Annotated in this window: 17 protein-coding genes; 5 read left to right on the top strand and 12 right to left on the bottom strand. The window is 67.8% G+C overall.

Annotation, left to right across the window (positions count from 1 at the left end; translation table 11 throughout):
- Positions 1-31 precede the first annotated feature (31 nt).
- The 5 genes from KQ304_RS07340 to KQ304_RS07320 form a co-directional block, all read right to left on the bottom strand.
- On the bottom strand, positions 32-1,396 hold the full coding sequence (locus KQ304_RS07340) for a PP2C family protein-serine/threonine phosphatase (protein ID WP_259736449.1): 1,365 nt from the start codon (positions 1,394-1,396) through the stop codon (positions 32-34).
- Positions 1,397-1,472: 76 nt separating this feature from the next.
- Positions 1,473-2,948 carry a signal recognition particle-docking protein FtsY gene (gene ftsY / locus KQ304_RS07335; protein WP_259736448.1) on the bottom strand — a complete coding sequence of 492 codons (1,476 nt, stop codon included), beginning with the start codon at positions 2,946-2,948 and terminating at the stop codon, positions 1,473-1,475.
- 6 nt (positions 2,949-2,954) lie between these two features.
- Entirely contained in the window at positions 2,955-3,569 is a 615-nt protein-coding gene (gene nusB, locus KQ304_RS07330) for a transcription antitermination factor NusB (protein ID WP_259736447.1), read from the bottom strand.
- Positions 3,570-3,598: 29 nt separating this feature from the next.
- Positions 3,599-4,351 carry a DUF502 domain-containing protein gene (locus KQ304_RS07325; protein ID WP_259736446.1) on the bottom strand — a complete coding sequence of 251 codons (753 nt, stop codon included), beginning with the start codon at positions 4,349-4,351 and terminating at the stop codon, positions 3,599-3,601.
- 93 nt (positions 4,352-4,444) lie between these two features.
- Positions 4,445-5,092: an HpsJ family protein gene (locus KQ304_RS07320; RefSeq protein WP_259736445.1), complete on the bottom strand. Its 648-nt coding sequence runs from the start codon at positions 5,090-5,092 to the stop codon at positions 4,445-4,447.
- 103 nt (positions 5,093-5,195) lie between these two features.
- On the opposite strand from KQ304_RS07320, the gene queG reads away from it, so the two are divergent.
- The 3 genes from queG (at position 5,196) to KQ304_RS07305 (ending at position 9,606) form a co-directional block, all read left to right on the top strand.
- Complete coding sequence (gene queG / locus KQ304_RS07315) at positions 5,196-6,125, top strand: tRNA epoxyqueuosine(34) reductase QueG (RefSeq protein WP_259736444.1); 930 nt, start codon at positions 5,196-5,198, stop codon at positions 6,123-6,125.
- An 8-nt stretch (positions 6,126-6,133) separates the two neighbouring features.
- Positions 6,134-7,054, top strand: a complete 921-nt coding sequence (locus KQ304_RS07310; protein ID WP_259736443.1) for a tetratricopeptide repeat protein — start codon at positions 6,134-6,136, stop codon at positions 7,052-7,054.
- Positions 7,055-7,143: 89 nt separating this feature from the next.
- Positions 7,144-9,606, top strand: coding sequence for a DNA topoisomerase (ATP-hydrolyzing) subunit A (locus tag KQ304_RS07305; protein WP_259736442.1), 2,463 nt, complete (start codon positions 7,144-7,146; stop codon positions 9,604-9,606).
- Between the two features lie 23 nt (positions 9,607-9,629).
- On the opposite strand, the gene purF is transcribed toward KQ304_RS07305, so the two are convergent.
- The 7 genes from purF to KQ304_RS07270 form a co-directional block, all read right to left on the bottom strand.
- Complete coding sequence (gene purF, locus KQ304_RS07300) at positions 9,630-11,060, bottom strand: amidophosphoribosyltransferase (protein WP_259736564.1); 1,431 nt, start codon at positions 11,058-11,060, stop codon at positions 9,630-9,632.
- A 76-nt stretch (positions 11,061-11,136) separates the two neighbouring features.
- On the bottom strand, positions 11,137-13,512 hold the full coding sequence (gene purL / locus KQ304_RS07295) for a phosphoribosylformylglycinamidine synthase subunit PurL (RefSeq protein WP_259736441.1): 2,376 nt from the start codon (positions 13,510-13,512) through the stop codon (positions 11,137-11,139).
- 64 nt (positions 13,513-13,576) lie between these two features.
- On the bottom strand, positions 13,577-14,362 hold the full coding sequence (locus tag KQ304_RS07290; protein ID WP_259736440.1) for an RNA methyltransferase: 786 nt from the start codon (positions 14,360-14,362) through the stop codon (positions 13,577-13,579).
- Positions 14,363-14,366: 4 nt separating this feature from the next.
- On the bottom strand, positions 14,367-15,509 hold the full coding sequence (dnaN, locus tag KQ304_RS07285) for a DNA polymerase III subunit beta (protein ID WP_259736439.1): 1,143 nt from the start codon (positions 15,507-15,509) through the stop codon (positions 14,367-14,369).
- Positions 15,510-15,971: 462 nt separating this feature from the next.
- Positions 15,972-17,030 carry a threonine synthase gene (thrC, locus tag KQ304_RS07280; protein ID WP_259736563.1) on the bottom strand — a complete coding sequence of 353 codons (1,059 nt, stop codon included), beginning with the start codon at positions 17,028-17,030 and terminating at the stop codon, positions 15,972-15,974.
- 117 nt (positions 17,031-17,147) lie between these two features.
- Positions 17,148-17,762: an alpha/beta hydrolase gene (locus KQ304_RS07275; protein ID WP_259736438.1), complete on the bottom strand. Its 615-nt coding sequence runs from the start codon at positions 17,760-17,762 to the stop codon at positions 17,148-17,150.
- A 27-nt stretch (positions 17,763-17,789) separates the two neighbouring features.
- Positions 17,790-19,748, bottom strand: coding sequence for an AarF/ABC1/UbiB kinase family protein (locus KQ304_RS07270; RefSeq protein WP_259736437.1), 1,959 nt, complete (start codon positions 19,746-19,748; stop codon positions 17,790-17,792).
- A 76-nt stretch (positions 19,749-19,824) separates the two neighbouring features.
- On the opposite strand from KQ304_RS07270, the gene recN reads away from it, so the two are divergent.
- Both recN and uvrA read left to right on the top strand, forming a co-directional pair.
- Positions 19,825-21,513: a DNA repair protein RecN gene (gene recN / locus KQ304_RS07265; RefSeq protein ID WP_259736436.1), complete on the top strand. Its 1,689-nt coding sequence runs from the start codon at positions 19,825-19,827 to the stop codon at positions 21,511-21,513.
- A 125-nt stretch (positions 21,514-21,638) separates the two neighbouring features.
- Entirely contained in the window at positions 21,639-24,578 is a 2,940-nt protein-coding gene (gene uvrA, locus KQ304_RS07260) for an excinuclease ABC subunit UvrA (protein ID WP_259736435.1), read from the top strand.
- Positions 24,579-24,595 lie beyond the last annotated feature (17 nt).

Raw genomic sequence — 24,595 nt, 5'->3', positions numbered from 1 at the left:
CCCTGCCGGGGCGCCTTGGGCGGGGCCGCCCTCAGCCGGGCAGGGAGGGGAGCATCACCTCCTCGCGCACCTTCAGCACCACCATCGAGGCATCGTCACTGAGCTGGCGGTCAGCGCCCACGAAGCGGTCGAGGCGCTCGAAGAGAGTATCGAGCACAGCCTGGGCGCCCTTGCCGGCCCGGCAGGCTTCGGCGAGGTGCCGCTGCAGGCGCTCCTCCTCGAAGCGGTCACCGCTGAGGCCGAGCGCTTCACTGACCCCATCGGTGTAGTAGAGCACCACATCTCCGGGCTCCAGCAGCACCCGTTCACAGCCGTAGTCGGCCTGCGGTTGCAGGCCGATCAGCAGTCCTGGGGCATCGAGCCGCTCCACCCCATGGCCCTGATGCCGCCAGAGCAGGGGTGGATTGTGAGCGGCGTTGGCGTAGCGCAGCAGGCGGCTGCGGGGGTCGAAGTCGGAATAGAACAGGGTGACGAAACGGTGCGACTGGGCCAGGTCCTCCTGGGCCAGTTCGTTGAGGTCGTGCAGGATCCGGTCGGGAGCATGGCCGCTGAGCACCTCGGCCCGCAGCATCCCCCTCAACAGGGTCATCAGCAGACCGGCGGGCACCCCCTTGCCCATGACATCACCCATCACCAGGGCCCAGCGGGAGGTTTCGCGGCGACGACCCGTGAGTTGGGGCCGGGTCGGAATGAAGTCGTAGTAGTCGCCCCCCACCTCAAAGGCCGGTCGGCAGCGGGCGGCCAGCTCCACCCCCTCGATCACCGGACACTGATCGGGCAGCAGCTGGGCCTGGATCTCAGCGCCGGTGTTGAGCTGGCGATCGAGGCGTTCATGGCGGCGGCGGTCGTCCTGCAGCTGCTCGGTTTCGATCGCCACCCCCGTGAGGTCGGCCACCAGCTGCACGTGGCGGCGGTGGACATCGCTCCAGCTCAGCCCTTCGCTGCTGCCAAAGACATAGAGGCGTCCACGCGCCCGGTTGCGGGCCACCACGGAGGTGCCAAACAGCTCCGCCTCCCCCAGCAGCCGGCGCACCTGCAGATCCAGCCGGGAGACCTCCTCCTCCTCAACCAGACCGGCGGGCAGATCCAGCTCCGCCAGCAGCCGCACCAGTTCAGCGCTGCGGGCCGCGGGGCTGGCCTGGGTGTGCTCCAGCCAGAGGCGGCCATCGGGGTGGAAGACCACCAGCAAGCTGGCCTCAGCGCCCACCAGCCGGGAGGAGACCAGGGGAACCAGCTCCAGAAAGCGGTTCAGGTTGGTGAAGCTGCGCAGGGCGAAGCCCAGGGAGGCCAGCAACTCCTGGTTGCGCCGCTGCTCCCGGCTGAGGCTGTCGAGCAGTTGCCGCAGGGAAGCCGATGCCGTGAGGACCTGATGGGGCCGGGGCGGTGGCAGGGGCACGCGAGCTGGCGGCCTGCGGCTCGAAACAGGCGGCTGCAGGGGCCGAACGGTAGCAGGATTCCCTCCGGCCGTCCGCTCAGCTGGAGAGCAGCGCCTCGACGAACTCAAAGCTGTTGAAGGGCCGCAGGTCGCGGATGCCCTCGCCGGCGCCGATGAAACGAATGGGCAGCCCGGCTTCGGAGGCCACCGCCAGGGCCACGCCCCCCCGGGCACTGCCATCGAGCTTGGTGAGCACCACACCGGTCAGACCGGCGGCACTGGCGAAGGCCATCGCCTGGCGCAGACCGTTCTGCCCCTGGCTGGCGTCGAGCACCAGCAGCGATTCCACCGCCGCCTCCGGGGCCAGCTTGTCGATGATGCGCCGCACCTTGCTCAGCTCCTCCATCAGGTTGTGCTTGGTCTGCAGCCGGCCGGCGGTGTCCACCAGCACCAGCTCGGTGCCCTTGGAGCGGGCCGCGCCGATGGCGTCGTAGACAACGGCAGCCGGATCGGCATTGGCGCTGGGGTTGGCGATCACCGGCACACCGCTGCGCTCGCCCCAGACACTGACCTGCTGGACGGCGGCGGCGCGGAAGGTGTCGGCGGCGGCGATCAGGCAGCTGTAGCCGCTGCGCACCGCCAGATTGGCCAGCTTGCCCAGGGTGGTGGTCTTGCCCACTCCATTCACCCCCACCAGCAGCCAGACGTTGAGCCGATCCCGCCGGGGAGCCAGCAGCGGCTCGCCGCTGGCCGTGATCGGTGTGTCCAGCAAACCGCGCAGCTGCTCCTTGAGGAAGCGAAGGCCTTCCGCCGGCTCCACCACCTCTTCGTTCAGGCGCCGGCGCAGGGCTTCGAGCACATGGTCGGTGGCCTGCACGCCCACATCGGCGCGCAGCAGGCTGGTTTCGAGATCGTCGAGCACCTCAGGGGTGAGGGGATCGTCGCCCAGATTGTCGAGCAGCTGGGTGACCAGGCCGCGGCGGGTCTTCTCCATGCCGCGGCGCAGGCGACTGAGCCAGTCGATCTCCTCAAGCGACACCTGATCAACGCTCCGGCCCTGGGCCGCGAGCACCTCGGCGGACCAGGTGAAGTCGGCATCGAAGGAGCCCAGCTGGGGGCTCGCCTCCTCGGCGGGGGGAGCCGTGCTGGGCGCCACCACGGTCTGCTGGCGCTCGGCCCGACTGGCCGCCGCCAGCTCCAACAGAGAGGGACCGGCGAGGCGGGGCGCCTCCGGCTCTGGAGGCTGCTGCGGGGATGTCTCCGGCTCTGCAGCAACAGAGGGTTCCGGTGGAGGCACCTCGCTCGCAACAGGTTCCGGCGTCGGTTCAGCGGCCTGCTGGCTGCGCTCCTGCTCCGCCTTGAGGCGGGCATAGGCCTGGCGGGCCCACTCCAGCGCGCCTTGATCCACAGCGGGAGCGGAGGACTCGGCGGCCGGCTGGGGTGCGGGCTCAGCGGCTGGCGCGGCCGGAGCAGGGGGCTCAGCTGAAGGTTGTGTTGGCGCCTCTGGCGCCGGGGCCGGTTCAGCCGCCGGCTCGCTGCTGGTCGTGCGCCGCCGGAACCAGTCGAAGACCATGGTGGCTCAGGAGACGGAGGTGGTGAGGCGGCGCAGGATGCCGTTGATCATCCGGCGGCCCTGTTCGTCGCTGTAGCGGTTGGCCAGCTCCACGGCTTCGTTGCAGGCCACCGGAGCAGGGGTTCCAAACGTGTGCAGGTCAACAGCCGCCAGCCGCAGGATGTCGCGGTCGATGCGGGGCAAGCGGCCGAGGCGCCAGCCCTCCATCACCCCATCAAGGCGGGAATCCAGTACATCGCGCTCCTGCAGCACAGCGCGGGTCCGGGCGATCGCCCCCTCACGGATCTCGCTCTGATCGGCGAGCATCAACAGGCGCGGCAACTCCAGGCTGGCTGAAAGCCGGTTGAGGGCCTGCTCGGCATGGGTGAGACCCCGCTGCAGCAGATCCCGCACCCGTGGCATCTGCTCAGCCCCATCGATCAGTTCGCTCTCCAGCAGGTGCTGCTGCGCCTGCTGCAGATCGAGCTCGGAGTTGTCGAGGGCCTCGCGCGCATGCTGAGCCAGGCTGGAGAGGGCCTGCTGCAGCAGGCTCTCAAGCGGCAGATCAGCCGGTGGCACGCGGTCATTGACCTGGCCCAGCATCAGCAGGGCCAGTTCTCGGGAGACGGATCGACTCGACATCAGGTGGGGCGAGGGTGGCAGGCCGCGGATCAGGACTTGTTGGGCGGAACGGAGGAGAAGACGGGAGCGCGCAGCTGGGCCAGCAAGCTGGAAAAACTGCGGCTGGCCGGAGTTTCACGCTCATCATCAGGGCTGACGATCCCCGCGGAGATGATCGTGCGGAAGGCATCCTCCACCGAAAGGTCCAGATCACGGACCGCGGTTTCCGGCACCACGGCGTACCAGCCGGTGGTGGGGTTGGGAGCCGTGGGAATGAACACACTCAGCATCGGCTGATCAAAGCCCCCCTGCATCGCATTGCCCAGAACCCCGGTGACGAAGCCAAGGGCGAACAGACCTTTGCGGGGATATTCCACCAGCACCACCCGGCGGAAGCGGGTGGAGTTGTCACGGAACACGGTTTCCAGCAGTTGCTTGAGGGTCTTGTAGACCGAGCCCGCCAGGGGAATGCGCTGGAGAGTCCCCTCGCCGAAATCCAGCAGCCAGCGCCCGACGATGTTGCGGGCCATCAGGCCGATCAGCAGGATTCCCAGCAGGGGAACCAGCAACCCCACCCCCAGGTTGATCAACTCCTGAAGGAGTGGATTGAGGGTGTTGAAGGGATTGAACTGCTTGGGAATCGAGGTGAGAAAAGCCAGCACGAAGCGGCTCACCGTGGTGGCCAACCAGATGGTGGTAGCCAGGGGAATGACCACCAGCAGACCGGCGATCAGATCATTCTTGAGGTCCTGCTGCAAGCGCTTCCCCAGGGGTTGATCAGGTCTGGGGGTCGACTGCACCAAGGATGGTCTCGGTTGTCCGGTGTTCGGATTGTTCAGAGCAACCTAGCCAGCCGCCTGGGGGTCCAGCAGCAGGCGGGGCGGTTCCGATGACTTTCAGAGCAACGCGGCCAGGGTCAGCAGGGTGAAGGCCACGGCCAGCACAGCGGCCGAGCCGGTGCCGGCGAAGCGGCGCTGATTGACCGCCATGCCCTGGGCCCGCTCCGCTTCTTGAACCTGCTGCTCCATCTGTTGCAACTGGCGGTCGATGAAGCCACGGGCCGCCTGCTGCTTCTGCTCCTGGGTGGCCTGGGGCGGCACCTGCCCCGACTGCTCGGCCTGGCGCACCAGCTGCTCCAGCACCTGGGGGTTCTGGCTCTGCTGCCTGGCCATCTCCAGCTGGCTGCGCTGGGCGGTGAGGGTCTGCTCGGTCTTGGCGGTCAGCGCGCCATCGCCACTGATGGCCACCGGCACCGAGACCGCCAGGCCAATGGCCAGCAGGGCCGCCAGGGCCGCCACCAGCCAGCGCAGGGGAGTGCGGGCCTCGGTCTGATCGAGGCGGGAACCGAACAGCGCCAGCAGCAGGCCCACCAGGGCCATGGGCGACTGGGTGATCAGGCGCTCGATCACCATCTGACGAAACGCTTCCTCCTGCCAGCTCCAGGCCGAGGCCACCGCTGCCAGCTGCAGCCCCAGCAGCACAACGAGGGTGAGGCCGAGCCAGCGCAACAGGTAGCCGAGACGGCCGGTGGACGCAGGAGTCAAAGCAGGATGGCGATCAAGCGAGGTAACTCTACGGGTGAGATCAGGCCATCCCCCACAGCCAAAATCGTCTGCCGGCCCTGAGCCTCGGCGGCTGGAACTGGCGATGGCGCTCAAGGACCAGGCCAGGTCGCTGGGATTCGAGCCGGTGGGCCTGGCCACCCTGCCGGGCGATGGACGGATGCCCCTGCGCCATGCGGCCCTGGAACGCTGGCTGGAGGCCGGTCACCAGGCGGGCATGGCCTGGATGGCCGATCCCCGCCGCCGCCAGATCAGCAGCCTGCTGCCGGGCGTGCGCAGCCTGCTGGCGGTGGGACTGAACTATCACGTGGCCAGCACGCGAGCGCCCGGCAGCCTGGCTGTCGCCCGCTACGGCTGGGGCAGGGACTATCACCGGGTGATCGATGGGCGCCTGCGCCGACTGGGGCGCTGGCTGGAGGGCCAGTGTCCCGGCGTGGGCTGGCGGGCCTGCGTGGACAGCGCACCCCTGCTGGACAAGGCCTGGGCCGAGCAGGCGGGTCTGGGCTGGATCGGCAAGAACGGCAACCTCATCCACCCCCGCCGGGGGTCGTGGATGCTGATCGGCCATTTGCTCACCACCGCCGATCTCCCCGGCGACGCTCCCTCTGAACCCCTCTGCGGCCGCTGCAGCCGCTGCCTCGATGCCTGCCCCACCGGCGCCATCAGCGAACCGTTTGTGGTGGATGCCAATCGCTGCCTCGCGTATCACACGATTGAGAACCGGGACGAGACCCTTCCGGCCGCCATGGCGGAGGCCATGGGTCCCTGGGTGGCGGGCTGCGACATCTGCCAGGACGTCTGTCCCTGGAACCAGCAACCCTTGCCCAGCTCGGAGGATCCCGACCTGCAACCCAGGGACTGGCTGCTGAACCTGCAGGCCGACGAAGCCCTCGGCTGGAGTGATGCCGATTGGGATGAGCGGCTGCGGGGATCAGCCCTGCGCCGGATCAAACCCTGGATGTGGCGGCGCAATCTGCGGTCGGCCCGGCCCAGTACCCCAGAAGTGGACCTTTAGGCTGAGCCATGGATCGAGACCCTGGCATGGCTCCGCGCTGGTTGAAATGTCTGGCGACGGCTCCTCTGGCTCTGGCCCTGGCGATCGGCCCGGCCGCTTCGGCACAGGCTCTGGTGCCCTACGTGTATGTGCCCAGAAGCGAGGAACTGGAGGCGGCTGGATTGGGCATCGCCCAGGCGGCCACCCGCCTGCTGCGGCTGGGTCAGGCCGATGATGCGGCCCGGCTGGCGGGTCTGACGGTGCAGCTGCTGCCCAACGATCCCCGCGGCTGGGTGCTGCTGGCGGAAGCGCAGCTGCGCAGCAATCAGATCAAGGACGCCTCTCAGTCTCTGGCGCGGGCCAAGCAGCTCGATCCGCGCAACCCCGGCATCTGGTTCGCCGAAGGCTCCCTGGCCCTGCGCGATGGCCAACCCGGAGAGGCGGTGGGTCTGCTGGAAACCGGGCTGAAATTCGACGGCAAGAATGCCGGCGCCCATTTCGACCTGGGCAATGCCCACCTGCTGCTCAACAATCCCCAGACGGCCCTGGGGTCCTTTGAGCGGGCTTCGGGCCTGCGCAAGGATTTCTGGGAGGCGATCAACAACCAGGGGCTGGTGCTGTTCGAGCTCGGCCGCAACGACGATGCCATCCGGCGCTGGCGCCGGGCCCTGGAGATCAACCCCAAGGCCGCCGAACCGATGCTCGCCCTGGCCACGGCCCTGAGTACCCGGCCGGGTGATCAGCAGGAAGCCCTGGACATGGCCAGTGAGGCCCTGGCCATCGAACCCAACTACGTCCTGGAGGCCTACCAGAAGGAACAGCTCTGGGGTCCGAAGCTGCGCAGCAGCGCCCGCCTGCTGCTCGAGAACCCGGCGATCAAAGCCGCCACCGACCGGGCCAATGCCAATGCCACCGGCACAAGCGAGGGCGAAGACTCCGGCGAGGAGTGAAGCCGGCGCTGAGATCCAGCGCTAGGAATGGGTCCCACCAGACGGGATCTGTAGGCTGAGCGCCTTCCGCCCTCAGACCTCAGAACCGGATGGCCGAGGAGCGCGTTCAGCCCATCGCCCTGCATCAGGAGATGCAGCGTTCGTACCTCGAGTACGCCATGAGCGTGATCGTGGGCCGCGCCCTGCCGGATGTGCGCGATGGCCTCAAGCCCGTGCAGCGCCGCATCCTGTTCGCCATGCATGAACTGGGGCTGACCCCAGATCGCCCTTACCGCAAATGCGCCCGGGTGGTGGGCGATGTGCTCGGCAAATACCACCCCCATGGCGACCAGGCGGTCTATGACGCCCTGGTGCGCCAGGTGCAGACCTTCGCCAGTCGCCATCCGCTGCTGGATGGCCACGGCAACTTCGGCTCGGTCGATGACGACCCACCGGCCGCCATGCGCTACACGGAAACCCGGCTGGCACCGATTGCCCACCAGGCGCTGCTGGATGAGATCGGCAACGAAACGGTCGATTTCACCTCCAACTTCGACGGCTCCCAGCAGGAGCCCACCGTGCTGCCAGCCCAGCTGCCGTTCCTGCTGCTCAACGGCTGCTCAGGCATCGCCGTGGGCATGGCCACCAGCATTCCCCCCCACAACCTGGGGGAGGTGGTGGAGGCCCTGATCGCCCTGATCCGCAAACCGGAGCTGCCCGACGAGAAACTGCTGGAACTGGTGCCCGGGCCTGATTTCCCCACCGGCGGCGAGGTGCTGGTGGGCAGCGGTGTGCGCGACACCTACCTGCAGGGGCGCGGCAGCATCCCCATGCGTGGCATCGCCCACATCGAGGAAGTGCAGCCCGGCAAGGGCCGACATCGGCGCAGCGCCGTGGTGGTCACCGAGTTGCCCTATCAACTGAGCAAGGCCGGCTGGATCGAGAAGCTGGCCGACCAGGTGAACGACGGCAAGATCGGCGGCATCGCCGACATCCGCGACGAGAGCGACCGGGAAGGAATGCGGGTGGTGATCGAGCTGCGTCGCGACGCCGAAGCCAGCAAGGTGCTCAGCGACCTGCAGCGGCGCACCTCCCTGCAGAGCAATTTCGGCGCGATCCTGCTGGCCCTGGTGAACGGCCAGCCCCAGCAGCTCAGCCTGCGCCAGATGCTCAACCACTTCCTGGAGTATCGGGAGCACACCCTGATCCGCCGCACCAGCCATGCCCTGCGGCGCACCGAAGACCGGCTGGAGGTGGTGGAAGGCCTGATCCGCGCCCTCGATGCTCTGCCGGACGTGATCGAGCGGATCCAGGCCGCCAGCGACGCCGCCAGCGCCAGAGCCAGTCTGCAGGTGCATTTCGACCTGAGCGAACGGCAGGCCGATGCCGTGCTGGCGATGCCCCTGCGCCGGCTCACCAGCCTGGAGCAGGACGGGCTGCGCAAGGAATCGGGGGAGCTGGTGGCGGAGCGGGAGCGGCTGCGCCACCTGCTCGACGATCGGCCGGCCCTGCTCGACGCCATGGTGGCCGAGTTCAGGGCCCTCAAAAAACGCTTCTCCACCCCCCGCCGCACCCGGCTCGTGGCCGGCGGCGACGACCTGGTGGCCCAACGGGCGGCAGCGGTGCGGCCGAACACCGAATTGCAACGCCAACAGGCCCTTGAGGCTCTGCCCGGGGATGGACGGCTGCTGATTCAGGCCGATGGGGTGGTGCGGATCGTGGCACCCCAGGTGCTGGGCCGGCTGCACCTCGATGCAGCGGCGGAGCTGGGGGAGCATCCAGCGCCGGCGCGCCTGATCCTGCCGGTGGCCGAGAAGCCCTCGCTGCTGGCCTTCAGCGCCAGTGGCCGGGTGGCCATGCTGCGCTGGGAATTCGCAGCCCAGCAGCCCGGGTCCCTGGAGAAATTTCTGCCCGAGAGTCTGCAGGGTGATCCGATCGTGGAGGTGCTGCCCCTGCCGCAGCACTCCACGGGCACCCTGGGTCTGCTCAGCAGCGACGGCCGCTTCAAACGGCTGCCGATCGAGACCTTCAGCGAGCTCTCCGGCCGGGCCGCCACCGTGCTGAAGCTCAAGGACGGCGTGCAGCTGCGACGGGTCGTGCCCTGCAGGGACGGTCAGGACCTGGTGGTCGCCAGCAGCACCGGCCGCCTGCTCAGGCTGGCGGTGACTGATGAGACCCTGCCGCTGATGGGCAAGGCCGCCCAGGGCCCGATGCTGCTGCGCCTGCTGCCGGGCGAACGCGTGGTGGGGGCGGCCTGCGTCGACCCCGGGACCGATGTGCTGCTGGTCAGCCGCCACAGCCAGCTCAAGCGGCTGGAGGTGGAGAGCCTGCGCCGCTGCGAACGGGGCGACCTGGGTCAGATCGGCCTGCGCTTCCGCCAGCGGGAAGACGAATTGGTGGATCTGCAGGCTGGCAGCGCCGCGATCATGGCGCTGAGGTTCTCCACAGGCCGAAGCCTGCGGCTGGCGGTGGCCGACCTGCCACTCAGCACAGCCGAGCAGGGCGCGGATGAGCCATCCTGGCCCTGCTCCGCCAGTGAAACCGTGCTGGAACTGGTGCCTTTGCTCAGCTGAGGTGCTCAGCTGAGCAACCCAGCTCAGACCCGGGCGGCCAGGCCGGTGGGCTCCAGCATCAACTTGCTGGAACGCACCGAATCGTCCATCTCAATCGGGTAGTTGCCATCGAAGCAGGCGGTGCAGAAATGTGAGGCGTTGTCGTGGGCGGCCTCGAGCATGCCCTCCTGACTGAGGTAGGCGAGGGAATCCACCTGGAGGTGATCGGTGATCTCCTGGAGGTTGAAGCGCGCAGCGATCAGTTGATCCTGGTTGTCGGTGTCGATGCCGTAGAAGCAGGGGTGGGTGACCGGCGGCGAGCTGATGCGCATGTGCACCTCGGTGGCACCGGCTTCGCGCAGCGCCTGCACCAGCTTGCGGCTGGTGGTGCCGCGCACGATCGAATCATCGATCACCAGCACCCGCTTGCCGGAGAGCACATCGGGAAGGGGGTTGAGCTTGACGCGGATCCCCGCCTCCCGCATCGCCTGGGTCGGTTGGATGAAGGTGCGGCCCACGTAGCGGTTCTTGATCAGTCCATCGGCGAAGGGAATGCCGCTGGCCTTGGAGAAACCGATGGCGGCGGGAATCCCGGAGTCGGGCACGCCGATGACGATGTCGGCTTCCACCGCCGTTTCCCGCGCCAGCACCTCACCGATGCGGTGGCGATAGCTGTAGAGGGATTCGCCGAAGAAGCGGCTGTCGGGCCGGGCGAAGTAGATCATCTCGAAGATGCAGAGCTTGGTGGGCTCCTCACACCAGCGCTGGCGGGCCGGCAGCGGATCTCCGGCACTGAAGCGGATCAGTTCACCAGGACCCACGTCACCGTCGTAGGCGGCACCGATGATGTCAAGTCCGCAGGTTTCGCTGCTCACCACCCACTGCCCCTGGTGCTTGTCGCCGATGTGGCCGAACACCAGGGGCCGCACCCCGTGGCCATCGCGCAGGGCGAACAGTCCAGCGGGGGTGCCGATCGCCAGGCTGAAGGCTCCGCGGCAACGGCCGGCCGCATCGCGGATCGCCTCCTCCCAGCCCAGCCCGCCATCAACGGCGTGCTGCAGGGCAAAGGCGATCAGCTCGGAATCGGTGGTGGAGGTGAACTGGATCTCACTGGCCTGCACCGACAGGCGCAGGTCCTCGACGTTCACCAGGTTGCCGTTATGGGCGAGGGCGAAGGGGCCGAGGCGGGTCATCAGCACCACCGGCTGGGCGTTGCAGACCCGGCTGCTGCCGGTGGTGGAATAGCGGTTGTGGCCCACGGCCAGATCACCGGGCATGCGCTCCAGCACGTCCTGATCAAAGACCTGGCTCACCAGGCCCATGTCCTTGTGCAGGCGCACCTTGTCGCCGTTGAACACGGCGATCCCCGCCGATTCCTGGCCGCGATGCTGCAGGGCGTAGAGACCGAAGTAGGTGAGGTTGGCCACCTGCTGGCCAGGGGCGTAGACGGCGAAGACCCCACAGGCCTCCTCCATCCGGTCGGGCCGTTCCGGCGTGGGGTGCGCACTTGCCACAGGCCCGTTCACCTTTCTTTTACCTTTGCATTGTGCCTCAGCCGGCCGCGGCCAGTCGGCGCGGCAGGGCATTCTCGTAGCTCGCCCGCAGCTCTTCCACCCCAACGGCCAGCAGAGCGGTGCCGTTGTGCACGCAGCTCAGGGCTGCATCGGCACCGGCCACCCGGCCGATCGGTGTGGCCAGCAGCTCGGAAGCCAGCGGCGGCTGCGCCGCCAGCAGCTGCCGCCAGGCCTGCTCCTGGGCGGGCTTGAGCGACACCAGCACCCTGGCGCCCCCTTCGGCGAAGAGCAGACGATCCAGGCGCCCCCCAGCAGCGTCAAGATCAAGGGCAGCGCCGAGGCCGGAGGCGATGCAGCACTCAGCGGCCGCCACCAGCAGGCCCCCATCGCTGAGATCGTGGGCCGAGGCCACCAGACCCGCCGTGATCGCCTGGCGCAGCAGGCTTTGCACCGCCCGCTCCAGCTTCAGGTCGGTGAGCGGAGGCCGGCCCGTGGCCAGGCCATGGACGCTCTCCAGATAGCTGGAGGCCGCCAGGCCCAGGCGGTCATCGCCGTCGCTGGCGGCCAGGGGCACCCCCAGCAGCCAGATCTGATCGCCCGGGGCCCGCCAGCCCAGGCCGGTGACGTGGTCAAGGTCATGCACAAGCCCCACCATCCCCACCACCGGAGTGGGGTGGATCGGCTGCAGGCCGCCGTCAGGCCGCCGGGTTTCGTTGTACAGGGAGACATTGCCACCGGTGACGGGGGTCTCCAGGGCCAGGCAGGCCTGCGAGAGGCCACGGCAGGCCATGGCCAGCTGCCAGTAGCCGGTGGAAGTTTCCGGGGAGGGGAAGTTGAGGTTGTCGGTGACCGCCAGGGGTTCAGCCCCGACGCAGCTGAGGTTGCGGGCGGCTTCGGCCACCGCCGCCAGCGCGCCCCGTTCGGGATCCAGGGCCACCCAGCGGTTGGGGCAATCCACGGTGGCGGCGACACCACGGCTGACGGTTCCCATGGCGCCCTCACCCCGCTGGGGGCGCAGGCGCACCACGGCCGCATCGGCACCACCGGGGGGCATCACCGTGTTGGCCTGCACCTGGTGGTCGTACTGGCGATAGACCCAGCGCTTGCTGGCGATGGTGGGGTCATCGAGCAGGTGCAGCAGCACGGCGCCCCAGTCCAGCGGCTGGCCGACCAGGGGACCGGCCGCAGGCGTGAGGCCACTGGCGCTGGCCGCGGGCAGTTCGGCCTCACTCCAGCGCCAGTGGGCCGAGATGGCGGCCGGGGGCTCGCTGATCAGCTCGTGGTGGTTGATCGGGGTGTCATCGGCGAGGGCGCTGGCCGGCACCTCCGCCGCCACCACTCCGCCCTGCAGCACCCGCACCACGTTGTCGGCCAGGACGCGACCCACCACGGCGGCCTGGAGGCCCCAGCGACGGAAACGGGCCATCAGGACCTCCTCGCAGCCCGGCCTGACCACGAACAGCATCCGCTCCTGCGACTCGCTGAGCAGAAATTCATAGGCGCTCATGCCGCTCTCCCGAGCGGGAACGCGGTCGAGATCCAGCTCAATACCCAGCCCCCCCTTGGCGGCCATCTCCGAGCAGCTGCAGGTGAGGCCGGCGGCCCCCATGTCCTGGGCGGCAAGCACATCGCCACTCTGGAACGCTTCGAGGCAGGCCTCGATCAGCCCCTTCTCCAGGAAGGGGTCACCCACCTGCACCGCCGGACGGTCATCGAGGGAGGCCGCACTCAGCTCGGCCGAGGCGAAGCTGGCGCCACCCATGCCATCGCGACCGGTGGTGCTGCCCACGTACACCACCGGATTGCCCACACCGACGGCACCGGAGCAGACGATCTCCTCGGTTTCCATCAGTCCCAGGGCCATGGCATTCACCAGCGGGTTGCCGGAGTAACTGGGATCGAACGCCACCTCCCCACCCACGGTGGGCACGCCCACGCAGTTGCCGTAATGGGCGATGCCGGCCACCACTCCCTCCATCAGGCCCACGTTGCGCTCGTCGTCGAGGGGACCGAAGCGCAGGGCATTGAGCAGGGCGATCGGCCGGGCGCCCATGGTGAAGATGTCGCGCAGGATGCCGCCCACGCCGGTGGCTGCTCCCTGGAACGGCTCCACCGCCGAGGGGTGGTTGTGGCTCTCGATCTTGAAGGCCAGGCGCTGGCCCTCGCCCAGGTCCACCACACCGGCGTTCTCACCGGGGCCCACCAGGATGCGCGGCCCACTGGTGGGGAAGCCCTGGAGCAGTGGCCGGGAGTTGCGGTAGCAGCAGTGCTCCGACCACATCACCCCGAACATGCCCAGCTCGGCGCGGTTGGGGGCGCGGCCGAGGCGGCGGCAGATCTCGTCGTAGTCGGCCTGGCTGAGGCCCTCCTGGCGCAGGGCCTCGGCGACCGGGAAGGAGGGTGTGGCAACCACAGCGGGGACTCAGGAGGGCTCCAGTGTGGCCGAGCCCGTGGCCCCGATCCGGGAGGGGGAGTGTTTAGATCCAGGGATCGTCCGGCTCGAGCGGATCTCCATGCAGCGGCGGGGTCCGCCTGGGCTCGGGCCGGCGCTGGGGCGCAGCCGGGTCCTCGCGCCGGGGCTCGCCCCAGGCCTCCGGATCATCCCAGTCTTCGCGGGCATCGAGGGGCTCTGGCTCCTGCCAGGGCGATTCCTGCCAGGGGGGCTCCTCCAGCCAGCCCTCCAGCCGCTCCTCGAAGCGACCGCCCACCTCATCGAACTGTTCCCTCCAACGGCGGGAGCGCCGCAGCAGCTCCTGACGCACGCTGGCGCGGGCCAGGGGCAGATCATCGAGGCCCTGCAGCGCCGTCATCACCTGGCCAGGCTGCTGATCGACGATGCGCTCCGGCGCGAGCAGCCATCGGCTGCTGCCGGGCAGGCGCGGATCGCTGCGGGCCACCAGATAACTGACGATGCGGCCGCTGCGCATCTCCACACTGGCGTCGGCGATCACCCCCAGCAGCTGGCCGTCGGCCCCCAGCAGAGCTGCATCGAAGAGGGTGGGCAAGCGCTCCAGGGTGGCGGGATCGGTGTCCGCGGGGTCTCCCTGCACCAGAGCCTCCTGGTCGCTGAGGCCACGCAGCTGGTTGAGCCGCCACACCAGCCGGCGGCTGCCGAAGGCGGAAGGCTTGCTCACCCAGCCCAGCAGGCGGTGCACCGGCGGATGCATCCAACCCTGCAGACCGGCGCCGTGATCAATTCCCTGGTGGCAACGCACCCGGCGCCTCAGCAGGTCGCTGAGCAGCAGTTGCTCGGGCAGGGTCAAGGTCTCAGCTGCGGATCTGAACGGGCATCACCAGGTAGGTGAAGCTGGGATCCTGCGCCGAGGTGAGCACCGCCGGGGTGGTGGGAGCGTTGCAGCGCAACTCCACCCTCTCAGAGGTCATCGCCTTGAGCCCATCGAGCACGTAGCGCACATTGAAGGCGATTTCGATCGCATCACCGCTGATCACTGCCGGCAGGTCTTCAGAACCACTGCCCACATCCTGGGCGTCGGCGCTGATGTGCAGCTGACCACTGGCGGGATCGCTGCTGAGCTTGACGACATTGTTGTGCTGGTCGGCCAGCACCGCCACCCGCTCGAGTGCCTGGACGAAGCCACGGCGATCCAGCTCGAGGGTGCGGCTGAAGCGCTCGGGAATCAGCTGGCGGTAGTTGGGGTAGGTGCCGTCGAGGCTGCGGCTGGTGAGCACCTGATCGGCCCAGAGGAACACCACCTGCCCTCGATCGCAGTAGAGGCTCACAGGATCGTCACTGCTGCAGGCGGAGAGCAAGCGCTCCAGCTCCCGCAGGGAGCGGGCCGGCACCGTCACGGCAAAGGGTTCACTGCCCTCCTCCGCGCCGGAGAAGGCTTTCTCCAGGCGGAGCACCGAGAGGCGGTGCCCGTCGGTGGCGGCGCATTCCAGATGCTGATCCGCCAGGCCCAGGTGCACACCGGTGAGCAACTGTTTGGCCTCATCGCCGCTGCTGGCAAACAGCGTGGCCCGCAACCCCTTCACCAGGGCCTCCGGTTGCAGGCGCAGCGGTGTTCCGGTCTGAACGAGAGGAAGGTCGGGAAAATCCTCAGCGGAGAGCCCGCGCATCTGATAGCTGCCGGAGCGACTGGTGAGTTCCACCTGCTCCTGACCTTCTTCGCAGCTGAGACTGATCGGGCTGTCGCTGGACAGGCGAGAGACGATCTCACCGAAGAGGCGTGACGGCAGCGTGATCGTGCCACTGCTCTCCACGGAGGCCGGCAGGTTGGTCTGGATGCCGAGGCTGAGGTCGAAGCCGGTGAGGCTGAGCCGGCCCGTACCGGCATCGGCGGTAAGCAGCACATTGGCCAGCACTGGGTGGGTGGGACGTGAAGCCACGGCACGGCTGACCAGCTGAAGGCTGGCGCTCAGTTCCGCCTGAGAGCAGACCAGCTTCATCGCAACACAACTCCAGAGAGAACAAGCCCGCCAAGGGCCTCACCACGCTTCCACACCACTGCCAGAAGCGCAACGAGCCAAAGACTGCTGGAACCGGTTTCCCCCTGCCCTTTCCCCAATCCTCTTACTGGTCTTGGATTATTTGAAAAAAGAAGAAATCCAATCCGTAGTCGTAGGGGCTGGGGAAAAGGTGGAAAACTTTTCCACCTCAGTCCACGACTGAAGTTTTTCCAATCAGGACTGCGGAAAGCGTCGCGCATAAATGACCGAAATCAGAGTTTTCCACTCTTTCCCGGATCTGGGGAAAACGTCAGCGTTTCAAGGGCGCCCGCTCGGCCCCGGTTCTCCCCGCTTTGAGGCGACTTTTCCCATGGACGCTTTGCCCAGTGACACCCCAGCAAAAAGCCCCACACCGGAGATTCCGGCATGGGGCTGATGGGCTGATTGGCTCAGGTTGCGGTCTTAGAAGCCCATCACCTTGGCCACCACATCCACTTCCGGGGCCAGACCGGCATGGAAGGCCCCATCGCAGTTGTCGATGGCGGTGTTGGGATCCTTCAGGCCGTTGCCCGTGAGCACGCACACCACCGTGGCGCCAGCGGGCACCTGCTCCGCCTGCTGCAGCAGACCCGCCACAGAGGCGGCACTGGCCGGTTCGCAGAACACCCCTTCCTCCCGGCCCAGCAGCTGGTAGGCCTCGAGGATGTCCTGGTCGGTGACGGCGTGAAAGCTGCCGCCGCTCTGCTCACGCACGGCAAGGGCCTTCTCGCGGTTGGCGGGATTGCCGATGCGGATCGCTGTGGCGATGGTGTCCGGTTGCTCCACCGTGTGACCCAGCACCAGGGGGGCTGAACCACTGGCCTGGAAGCCCATCATCCGGGGCAGCTTCCGGCTGTGGCCGGCCTGCCGGTACTCCTGAAAGCCCATCCAGTAGGCACTGATGTTGCCGGCGTTGCCCATGGGGATGCAGAGCCAGTCGGGGGCGTCTCCGAGGGCATCAACCACCTCGAAGGCAGCAGTTTTCTGCCCCTGCAGGCGGTAGGGGTTGAGCGAATTCACCAGCGTGACCGGGTAGGTGTCGGCCACCTCGCGCACGATCGCCAGGGCCCGATCGAAGTTCCCCTTCACCGCCAGCACCTCAGCCCCGTACACCAGGGCCTGGGCCAGTTTTCCCTGGGCCACATAGCCGTCAGGGATCAGCACGAAGGCGCGCATGCCGCCGCGACGGGCATAGGCGGCGGCCGCGGCGCTGGTGTTGCCGGTGCTGGCGCAGATCACCGCCTCGGCGCCAGCTTCCTTTGCCTTGCTCACCGCCATCGTCATCCCCCGGTCCTTGAAGCTGCCGGTGGGGTTGAGGCCGTCGTATTTGAGGAACACCTTGATGCCGCGTCCCAGCCGGGCCGACACCGCCGGCGCCGGGATCAGGGGCGTGGCCCCTTCGCGCAGGGTGATCACCGGTGTGGACTCGCTCACCGGCAACCAACGCCGGTAGGCCTCGATCAGCCCCGGCCAGTCCTGCATCGTGGGCTGCTGGCCCAGTCGCCGAAGAGCTGAAAGCAGGGGCACGTCGGCAAGGGGCAGGCTGATTCGAATCTACGCGGCCGGTTCCAGGCGGCTGCGGGCCGTTGGCACGGAGCCTCAGGGTGTGGTCACAGGTGCTTCAGGGGTTGGCGCCGCCTCGGGTGGAGCCGCACTGTCGCCACGCAGGCCATCGAGCGGTGATTCCGAGAAGAAGCGCACCAGATCGGAGATCGAGTTCGCCTTGCTCATCACCCCCAGCAGGGCGGGAATGTTGACCGCCAGCTCCTGGGCTGGGTAGGCCTGCAGGAAGCCGGTGGCGCTGAGGTTGCCGTTGCCATTGGCCAGACCCGTGATCAGGGCGCCGCGGATGGCCTGGACCCCCATCTGGGGTGCCCGCAGAGGAGAGAAGATCGTCGCCAGCCGCTGCAGCAGGGCTTCGCCGATCCGCGTGGAGAGCAGCCGGCTCGTGAGCACCAGCGGCAGGGACAGCTGCTGGTTGAGCAGCTTCGACACCGAGGCCGGATCCTGATTGCTGAAGCGCATCACATCACCCAGCAGCCCACGGGCCTCTCCTGTCTGGGCCAGGTGTTCCAGGTCGGCCACCGGAATCGAGCGGCGGAAGGCCCCACTCACAAACACCACCTGCTGGGCGGCCTGCGCCTGCAGCCCTGGTGTCACCGCACTCAGCGAAAGCCCCAGCAGGACGGCCAGGAGTTTGGGCGAACGGGCCAAGAGCTGCAGCCTGGTGATCAATCGACTCTAAGAGCTGCCGGTGGCGCTGAGAAGGGCGCCCTGGCGCAGCTCGGGAGCCACCAGGACATCGCGCAGCAGCCGTACCACGCTGCGCTCGGCCAGGCCCTGGGCCAGCTGTACGCCCATGCGGCGCAGGTCGGGTTCCCCCAGCAGTCGTGGCAGGCGTCGCAGCAGCAGCTGGGGCTCGAAGCCGGGCAGTTCGCGCAGGATCGTCAGCAGTTGCTGCACTGGCTCGAGGCTGAGCAGGGCCTCGTCTGGGCTCTCCAGGCGGGGGCTGCGCAGGCCGGGCGGTTGCAGGCGACGCGGCAGGCGGCTGCCCAGCCGGCGGAAGGCCTGCCAGCCGATCGCATCCACCTGGTCCACCACGGCATCGACGAGCTGCTGACGCAGCAGGCCACCCTTGGGGGAGAAGAGAAAATCGATCACCTGATCCAGCAGCCCCTCCAGGTCCAGCTGGTCCTGCAGGGAGGCGCTGCTGATCAGGTTCTCCAGCCGCTGCCAGCGGAAGTCGTCGCCATCGAAGAGCATCTCGCGCAGGCTGCTGCGCAGCGCCGGATCCGGATCCTCCATCAGCCGGCGGGCGAAGTAGGGGTAGGCGGCGCCAAGGATCTTGAAGTCGGGGTCCACGCTCAGGGCAATGCCCTCCAGCGTCACCAGGGAGCGGATGATCAGGGCGTAATAGGGCGGCACCTGGAAGGGGAAGCGGTACATCACCCCCGAGAGATCATCGGTGACGGCCTTGAAATCCATGCGGCTGACGCCCATCTCCAGGGCCTGGCCGAAGACACTCTCGAAGGCCGGAACGATCGGCTCGAGATTCACCTCTTCCCCGAGGAATCCCAGGCTGACAAAATCGCGCGAGAGCGAGCTGAAGTTGCGATTCACCAGATGCACCACAGCCTGAATCAGGCCCGTTCTCGACTCGCGGCTGACCTCGCTCATCATGCCGAAATCGAGGTAGGCCAGGCGGCCATCGGGCAGGGCCAGCAGATTGCCGGGGTGGGGATCCGCATGGAAAAATCCATGTTCCAGCAATTGCTGCAAACTGCAGTTCACTCCGATCTGCACCATTTCATCGGGGTTGATCCCCAGTGATCGCACCGCCTCCAGGTTGGTGAGTTTCACCCCATCGATCCACTCCATCGTCAGCACCCGCCGACTGGTGACCTCGCGGTAGATGCGCGGCACGGCGATGCGGGGATTGTGCTGATGCAGCCGCGCGAAGTGCTCGGCGTTGCTGGCTTCATTGAGATAGTCCATCTCCTCGAAGACCCGCTTGCCCAGCTCATCGATCAGGGCCACCAGATCACTGCGGATCAGGCGCACATTTCTGTTCAGCCAGGAGGCGATCTGGCGCACGATGTAGAGATCGAGGGTGATCTGCTCGCGCAGTCCCGGCCGCTGCACCTTCACCGCCACGGCCTCACCGCTGAGCAGCACCCCCCGGTGCACCTGGCCCAGGGAGGCCGCTGAGATCGGCTCCCGGTCCAGCTGCTGAAACAGGCTGTTCACCGGGGCGCCGAGGTCTTCTTCGATGCACGCCATCGCCAGGGAACTCTCGAAGCCCGGCAGCTGATCCTGCAGCTGGGCCAGTTCTTCGAGCAGCAGCGGCGGGATGATGTCAGGCCTGGTGGAGAGGGCCTGGCCGGCCTTGATGAAGGCCGGGCCCAGCTCCGCCAGCAGCTCAGCGCATTCCCGCGCCCGCGCCCGGGCGCGCTCCTCGTTGCTGAGGGCTCCGAACAACCTGTCGACGCCCACACCGATCAGAAACAGGCTGATGGGCACCAGGGTCTGCCAGAGACGCCGCAGCAAGCGCTGGGGGTGGCCGGCGTAGATCCTTGAGATGGTTTGCGGGTCGTAGCTGAGCAGACCGGCGACTTCGATGAAATCGCTGAGTTCCTCGGCGCTGCTGGCTTGCTCGCCGATGCCGTCCCTGGTGATCGTGTCCTGATCCGAGCGGACCATCAGGGTGCAGTTCGACTGTTTCTCTTCTAAACGAAAGCGACCGCCGCTACGGTCTGGGCAACCACCGGAGGCCGGCGTGCTCACGGGTCTGCGCCTGGAGAACATCGCCCTGATCGATGCTCTGGATCTCAGCTTCAGGCCTGGGTTCACCGTTCTGACCGGCGAGACCGGTGCAGGTAAATCGCTCCTCCTCGATGCCCTCGATGCGCTGCTGGGCGGTGCCCAGGGCAGTGAGGGCCTGCGCCTGCTGCGTCCGGGCTGTGGGCGGGCCCGCATCGAGGCCGGTTTCTCCGGCTCGGAGCCGCTGCGGGCCTGGCTGATCCAGCAGGAGCTCGAGCCCGACGAGGCCGAACTGACCATCAGCCGGGAGTGGCGCCAACAGGACGAACGCATCAGCAGCCGCAGCCGCATCAATGGCGTGATCGTCAACCGCAGCCAGTTGCTGGAGCTGCGCCCCCTGCTGCTCGATCTCACCGTTCAGGGACAGACCCAGCAGCTGGCGCGCCCAGGGCAGCAGCGCCGCTGGCTGGATCGCTTCGGTGGTGAACCGATCGCCAAAGCCCTTCAGGCCGCCCGTTCGGCCGTGCGGGCCTGGAAAGCCGCCGCCGCCGCCCTGGCCATCGCCAGGACGGAGCACCAGCGCCAGCAGCTCGACCGGCAGCAGCGTCTGGAGCTGCTGGAGGATCTGGAGGCGGCTCAGCTCAACGATCCCCATGAACGCCAGCGCCTGCAGGGGGAGCAGGACCGGCTGGTTCACGCGGTGCGTCTGCAGGAGGGGGTGACGACCGTGGGCGGACGGCTGGTGGAGGGCCTGGAGGGGGCGCCTTCGGTGCTGGATCACCTTGGGGCCATTGAGCAGGAGTTGCAGCATCTGCAGGCCTTCGATCCAGGTCTGCAACCCTGGTTGGAGCGCTGTGCTGAGGCAGCTCAGCTGTTGCAGGAGTTGGCCTCGGGCCTCGATCGCTACGGCGCGGCCCTGGAGAGCGACCCGGAAACTCTCTCGGGCCTGCAGGAGCGGATGGCGCAGCTCAAGGCCCTGGAGCGGCGCCACGGCCAGGAGCTGGGCGCGTTGATCAGCCTGCGGGACGACCTCCGCCGCCAGTTCGATGCCACTGGCGTGGAGGCCTCGCTGCGACAACTGGAACAGCAGGAGGAGAGCAGCCGCCTGCGGCGCGATTCGGCCTGCGGCCGGCTCAGCCAGCGGCGCCAGGCGGCCGCCGAAGCCCTGGAGCGACAGCTGATGGACATCCTGCGGCCGCTGGGGTTGGCCCAGGTGCGCTTCAAGGTCTCGATTGAGCCGGCCCCGCCTGGTGATGAGGGGGCCGACGCCATCGGCTTTCTGTTCTCGGCCAATCCCGGCCAGCCCATCGCGCCCCTGCAGGAGGTGGCTAGCGGCGGTGAGATGAGCCGCTTCCTGCTGGCCCTGAAAACCTGCCTGGCGGCCGCCGATCCCCAGGTCACCCTGCTCTTCGATGAAATCGACAGCGGTGTGAGTGGCCGGGTCAGCGGGGCCATCGCCGCTCTGCTGCGCCGCCTGGCTGAGCAGCGCCAGGTGTTCTGCGTCACCCACCAGCCCCTGGTGGCCGCCATGGCCCAGCACCACTTCCGCGTCAGCAAGCAGGTGGAGGCGGGACGCACCCGCACCGGAGTGACGGCCCTGCTGGAGAGCGGTGAGCGGGAGCGGGAGCTGGCTGAACTGGCCGGCGGTGATTCCGGAGAAACCCTCAGCTATGTGGCCAGCCTGCTGCAGCAGGGCGTTCCATGAGCTGCAGGAGCAGCCCGTAGACTCCAGGCTGACAGGTTTGCTGAATGCCCCGCGCCAGATCCGGCTCCGGATCCAAGAGCTCCGCCACGAATGGAGATGGCACCGAGGCCCTGTCCGGCCTGGCCATGTCCTCCGGGCATGATCCCAGCACCCTCCTCAATGGAGGCAGCCTTGAGGATGTGATCCGGGTGCGTGGCGCCCGTCAGCACAACCTGCGCAACGTTGATCTCACCCTGCCGCGCAACCGCCTGGTGGTGTTCACCGGCGTGAGCGGCAGCGGCAAGAGCTCCCTCGCCTTCGACACGATCTTCGCCGAGGGCCAGCGCCGCTACGTGGAGAGCCTCTCCGCCTACGCGCGCCAGTTCCTCGGCCAGGTGGACAAGCCTGATGTGGATGCGATCGAGGGGCTCTCACCGGCGATCTCGATCGACCAGAAATCCACCAGCCACAACCCCCGCTCCACCGTCGGCACCGTCACCGAGATCCAGGACTATCTGCGCTTGCTGTTCGGCCGAGCCGGTGAGCCCCACTGCCCCCAGTGCAACCGCTCGATCCGGCCGGAGAGCATCGACGAGATGGTCGATCGGATCGCCACCTTGCCGGAGGGCACCCGCTATCAGCTGCTGGCACCGGTGGTGCGGGGCAAGAAGGGCACCCACACCAAGCTGCTCTCCGGTCTGGTGGCCGAGGGCTTTGCCCGGGTGCGCATCAACGGTGAGGTGCGCGAGCTCTCCGACAACATCGAGCTCGACAAGAATCACGCCCACAACATTGAGGTGGTGGTGGACCGGCTGGTGGCGCGCGAGGGCATCAACGAACGCCTGACCGATTCGCTGCGCACCTGCCTCAAGCGCGGCGATGGCCTGGCCCTGGTGGAGGTGGTGCCCAAAAGCGGCGAGGAGCTGCCCGAGGGCATCGATCGTGAGCGGCTCTATTCCGAGAACTTCGCCTGCCCGGTGCACGGCGCTGTGATGGAGGAGCTCTCACCGCGGCTGTTCTCCTTCAACAGCCCCTATGGCGCCTGCCCCGACTGCCACGGCATCGGCCACCTGCGCCAGTTCACCCTGGAGCGGGTGGTGCCCGATCCCTCCCTGCCGGTATACGCGGCGATCGCCCCCTGGAGCGAGAAGGACAACAGCTACTACTTCTCCCTGCTCTACAGCGTGGGTGAGGCCTTCGGCTTCGAGATCAAGACCCCCTGGAACCAGCTCAGCGATGAGCAGCGCCAGGTGGTGCTGCATGGCAGCGAGGAGCCCATTTCCATCCAGGCCGACAGCCGCTACCGCAAGAGCGAGACCTACCAGCGGCCGTTCGAGGGGATCCTGCCGATCCTGGAGCGCCAGTTGCGTGACGCCAGTGGCGAGTCGGTGCGCCAGAAACTGGAGCAATACCTGGAGATGGTGCCCTGCGGCACCTGCCAGGGACTGCGCCTGCGGCCCGAGGCCCTGGCGGTGCGGGTGGGTCCCTACGCCATCCATGAGCTCACCGCCGTGAGTGTGGCCGACACGCTGGAGCGCATCGAGGCCCTGATGGGGGTGGCCGATGGAGCTGAGCCCCTGCTGACGCCCCGTCAGATCCAGATCGGCGACCTGGTGCTGCGGGAAATCCGCATGCGCCTGAAGTTTCTGCTGGATGTGGGTCTCGACTACCTCAGCCTGGACCGGCCGGCCATGACCCTCTCCGGGGGTGAGGCCCAGCGCATCCGCCTGGCCACCCAGATCGGTGCCGGCCTCACCGGCGTGCTCTACGTGCTGGATGAACCCAGCATCGGCCTGCACCAGCGCGACAACGACCGCCTGCTCAACTCCCTCTTCAAGCTGCGGGACCTGGGCAACACCCTGATCGTGGTGGAGCACGACGAGGACACGATCCGCGCCGCCGACCACCTCGTCGACATCGGCCCCGGAGCCGGTGTGCACGGGGGCCACATCGTGGCCGAGGGGTCGCTGCAGAACCTGCTGGAGGCCAAGGAGTCGCTCACGGGCGCCTATCTCAGCGGCCGCCTCTCCATTCCCACACCGGCCGAGCGGCGCTCCTCCGGCAGCCGCAAGCTCACCCTGGTCAACTGCCGCCGCAACAACCTCCAGGGCCTCGACATCGACATTCCCCTCGGCCGCCTTGTGGCCGTCACGGGGGTGAGCGGTAGCGGCAAGAGCACCCTGGTGAACGAGCTGCTGCACCCGGCCCTGGAGCACAAGCTCGGGCTGCGGGTGCCCTTCCCCTCCGGCCTCGAGGAACTGCGCGGCATCCAGTCGGTCGACAAGGTGATCGTGATCGACCAGAGCCCGATCGGCCGCACCCCCCGCTCCAACCCGGCCACCTACACCGGTGCCTTCGATCCGATCCGCCAGGTGTTCGCCGCCACCGTGGAGGCCAAGGCCCGCGGCTATCAGGTGGGCCAGTTCAGCTTCAACGTCAAGGGCGGGCGCTGCGAGGCCTGCAGCGGCCAGGGGGTGAACGTGATCGAGATGAACTTCCTGCCTGATGTCTATGTGCAGTGTGATGTCTGCAAGGGGGCCCGCTACAACCGCGAAACCCTGCAGGTGGCCTATAGGGGCTTCACCATCGCCGAGGTGCTGCAGATGACGGTGGAGCAGGCCGCCGACGTGTTCAGTGCCATTCCCCAGGCGGCGGATCGTCTGCGCACCCTGGTGGATGTGGGCCTGGGCTACATCAAGCTCGGCCAGCCGGCCCCCACCCTCTCCGGCGGTGAGGCCCAGCGGGTGAAGCTGGCCACCGAACTCTCCAAGCGCGCCACCGGCAAGACCCTCTACCTGATCGATGAGCCCACCACCGGCCTCAGCTTCTACGACGTCCACAAGCTGATGGACGTGATGCAGCGCCTGGTGGACAAGGGCAATTCGATCGTGGTGATCGAGCACAACCTCGATGTGATCCGCTGCGCCGACTGGCTGATCGATCTGGGCCCCGAAGGAGGCAACAAGGGGGGCGAGATCGTGGCGGCGGGCACGCCCGAGCAGGTGGCTGAGCACTCCACCAGTCATACGGGCCGGTATCTCAAGCAGGTGCTCGCCCAGCATCCACCTGTGGCCATGGTGGCCTGACGGACAGGCCCGGAGCC

Source organism: Synechococcus sp. CS-1329 (genome assembly GCF_025128055.1).
Classification (GTDB): domain Bacteria; phylum Cyanobacteriota; class Cyanobacteriia; order PCC-6307; family Cyanobiaceae; genus Regnicoccus_A.
This window is presented reverse-complemented; position numbering and strand designations above follow the sequence as displayed.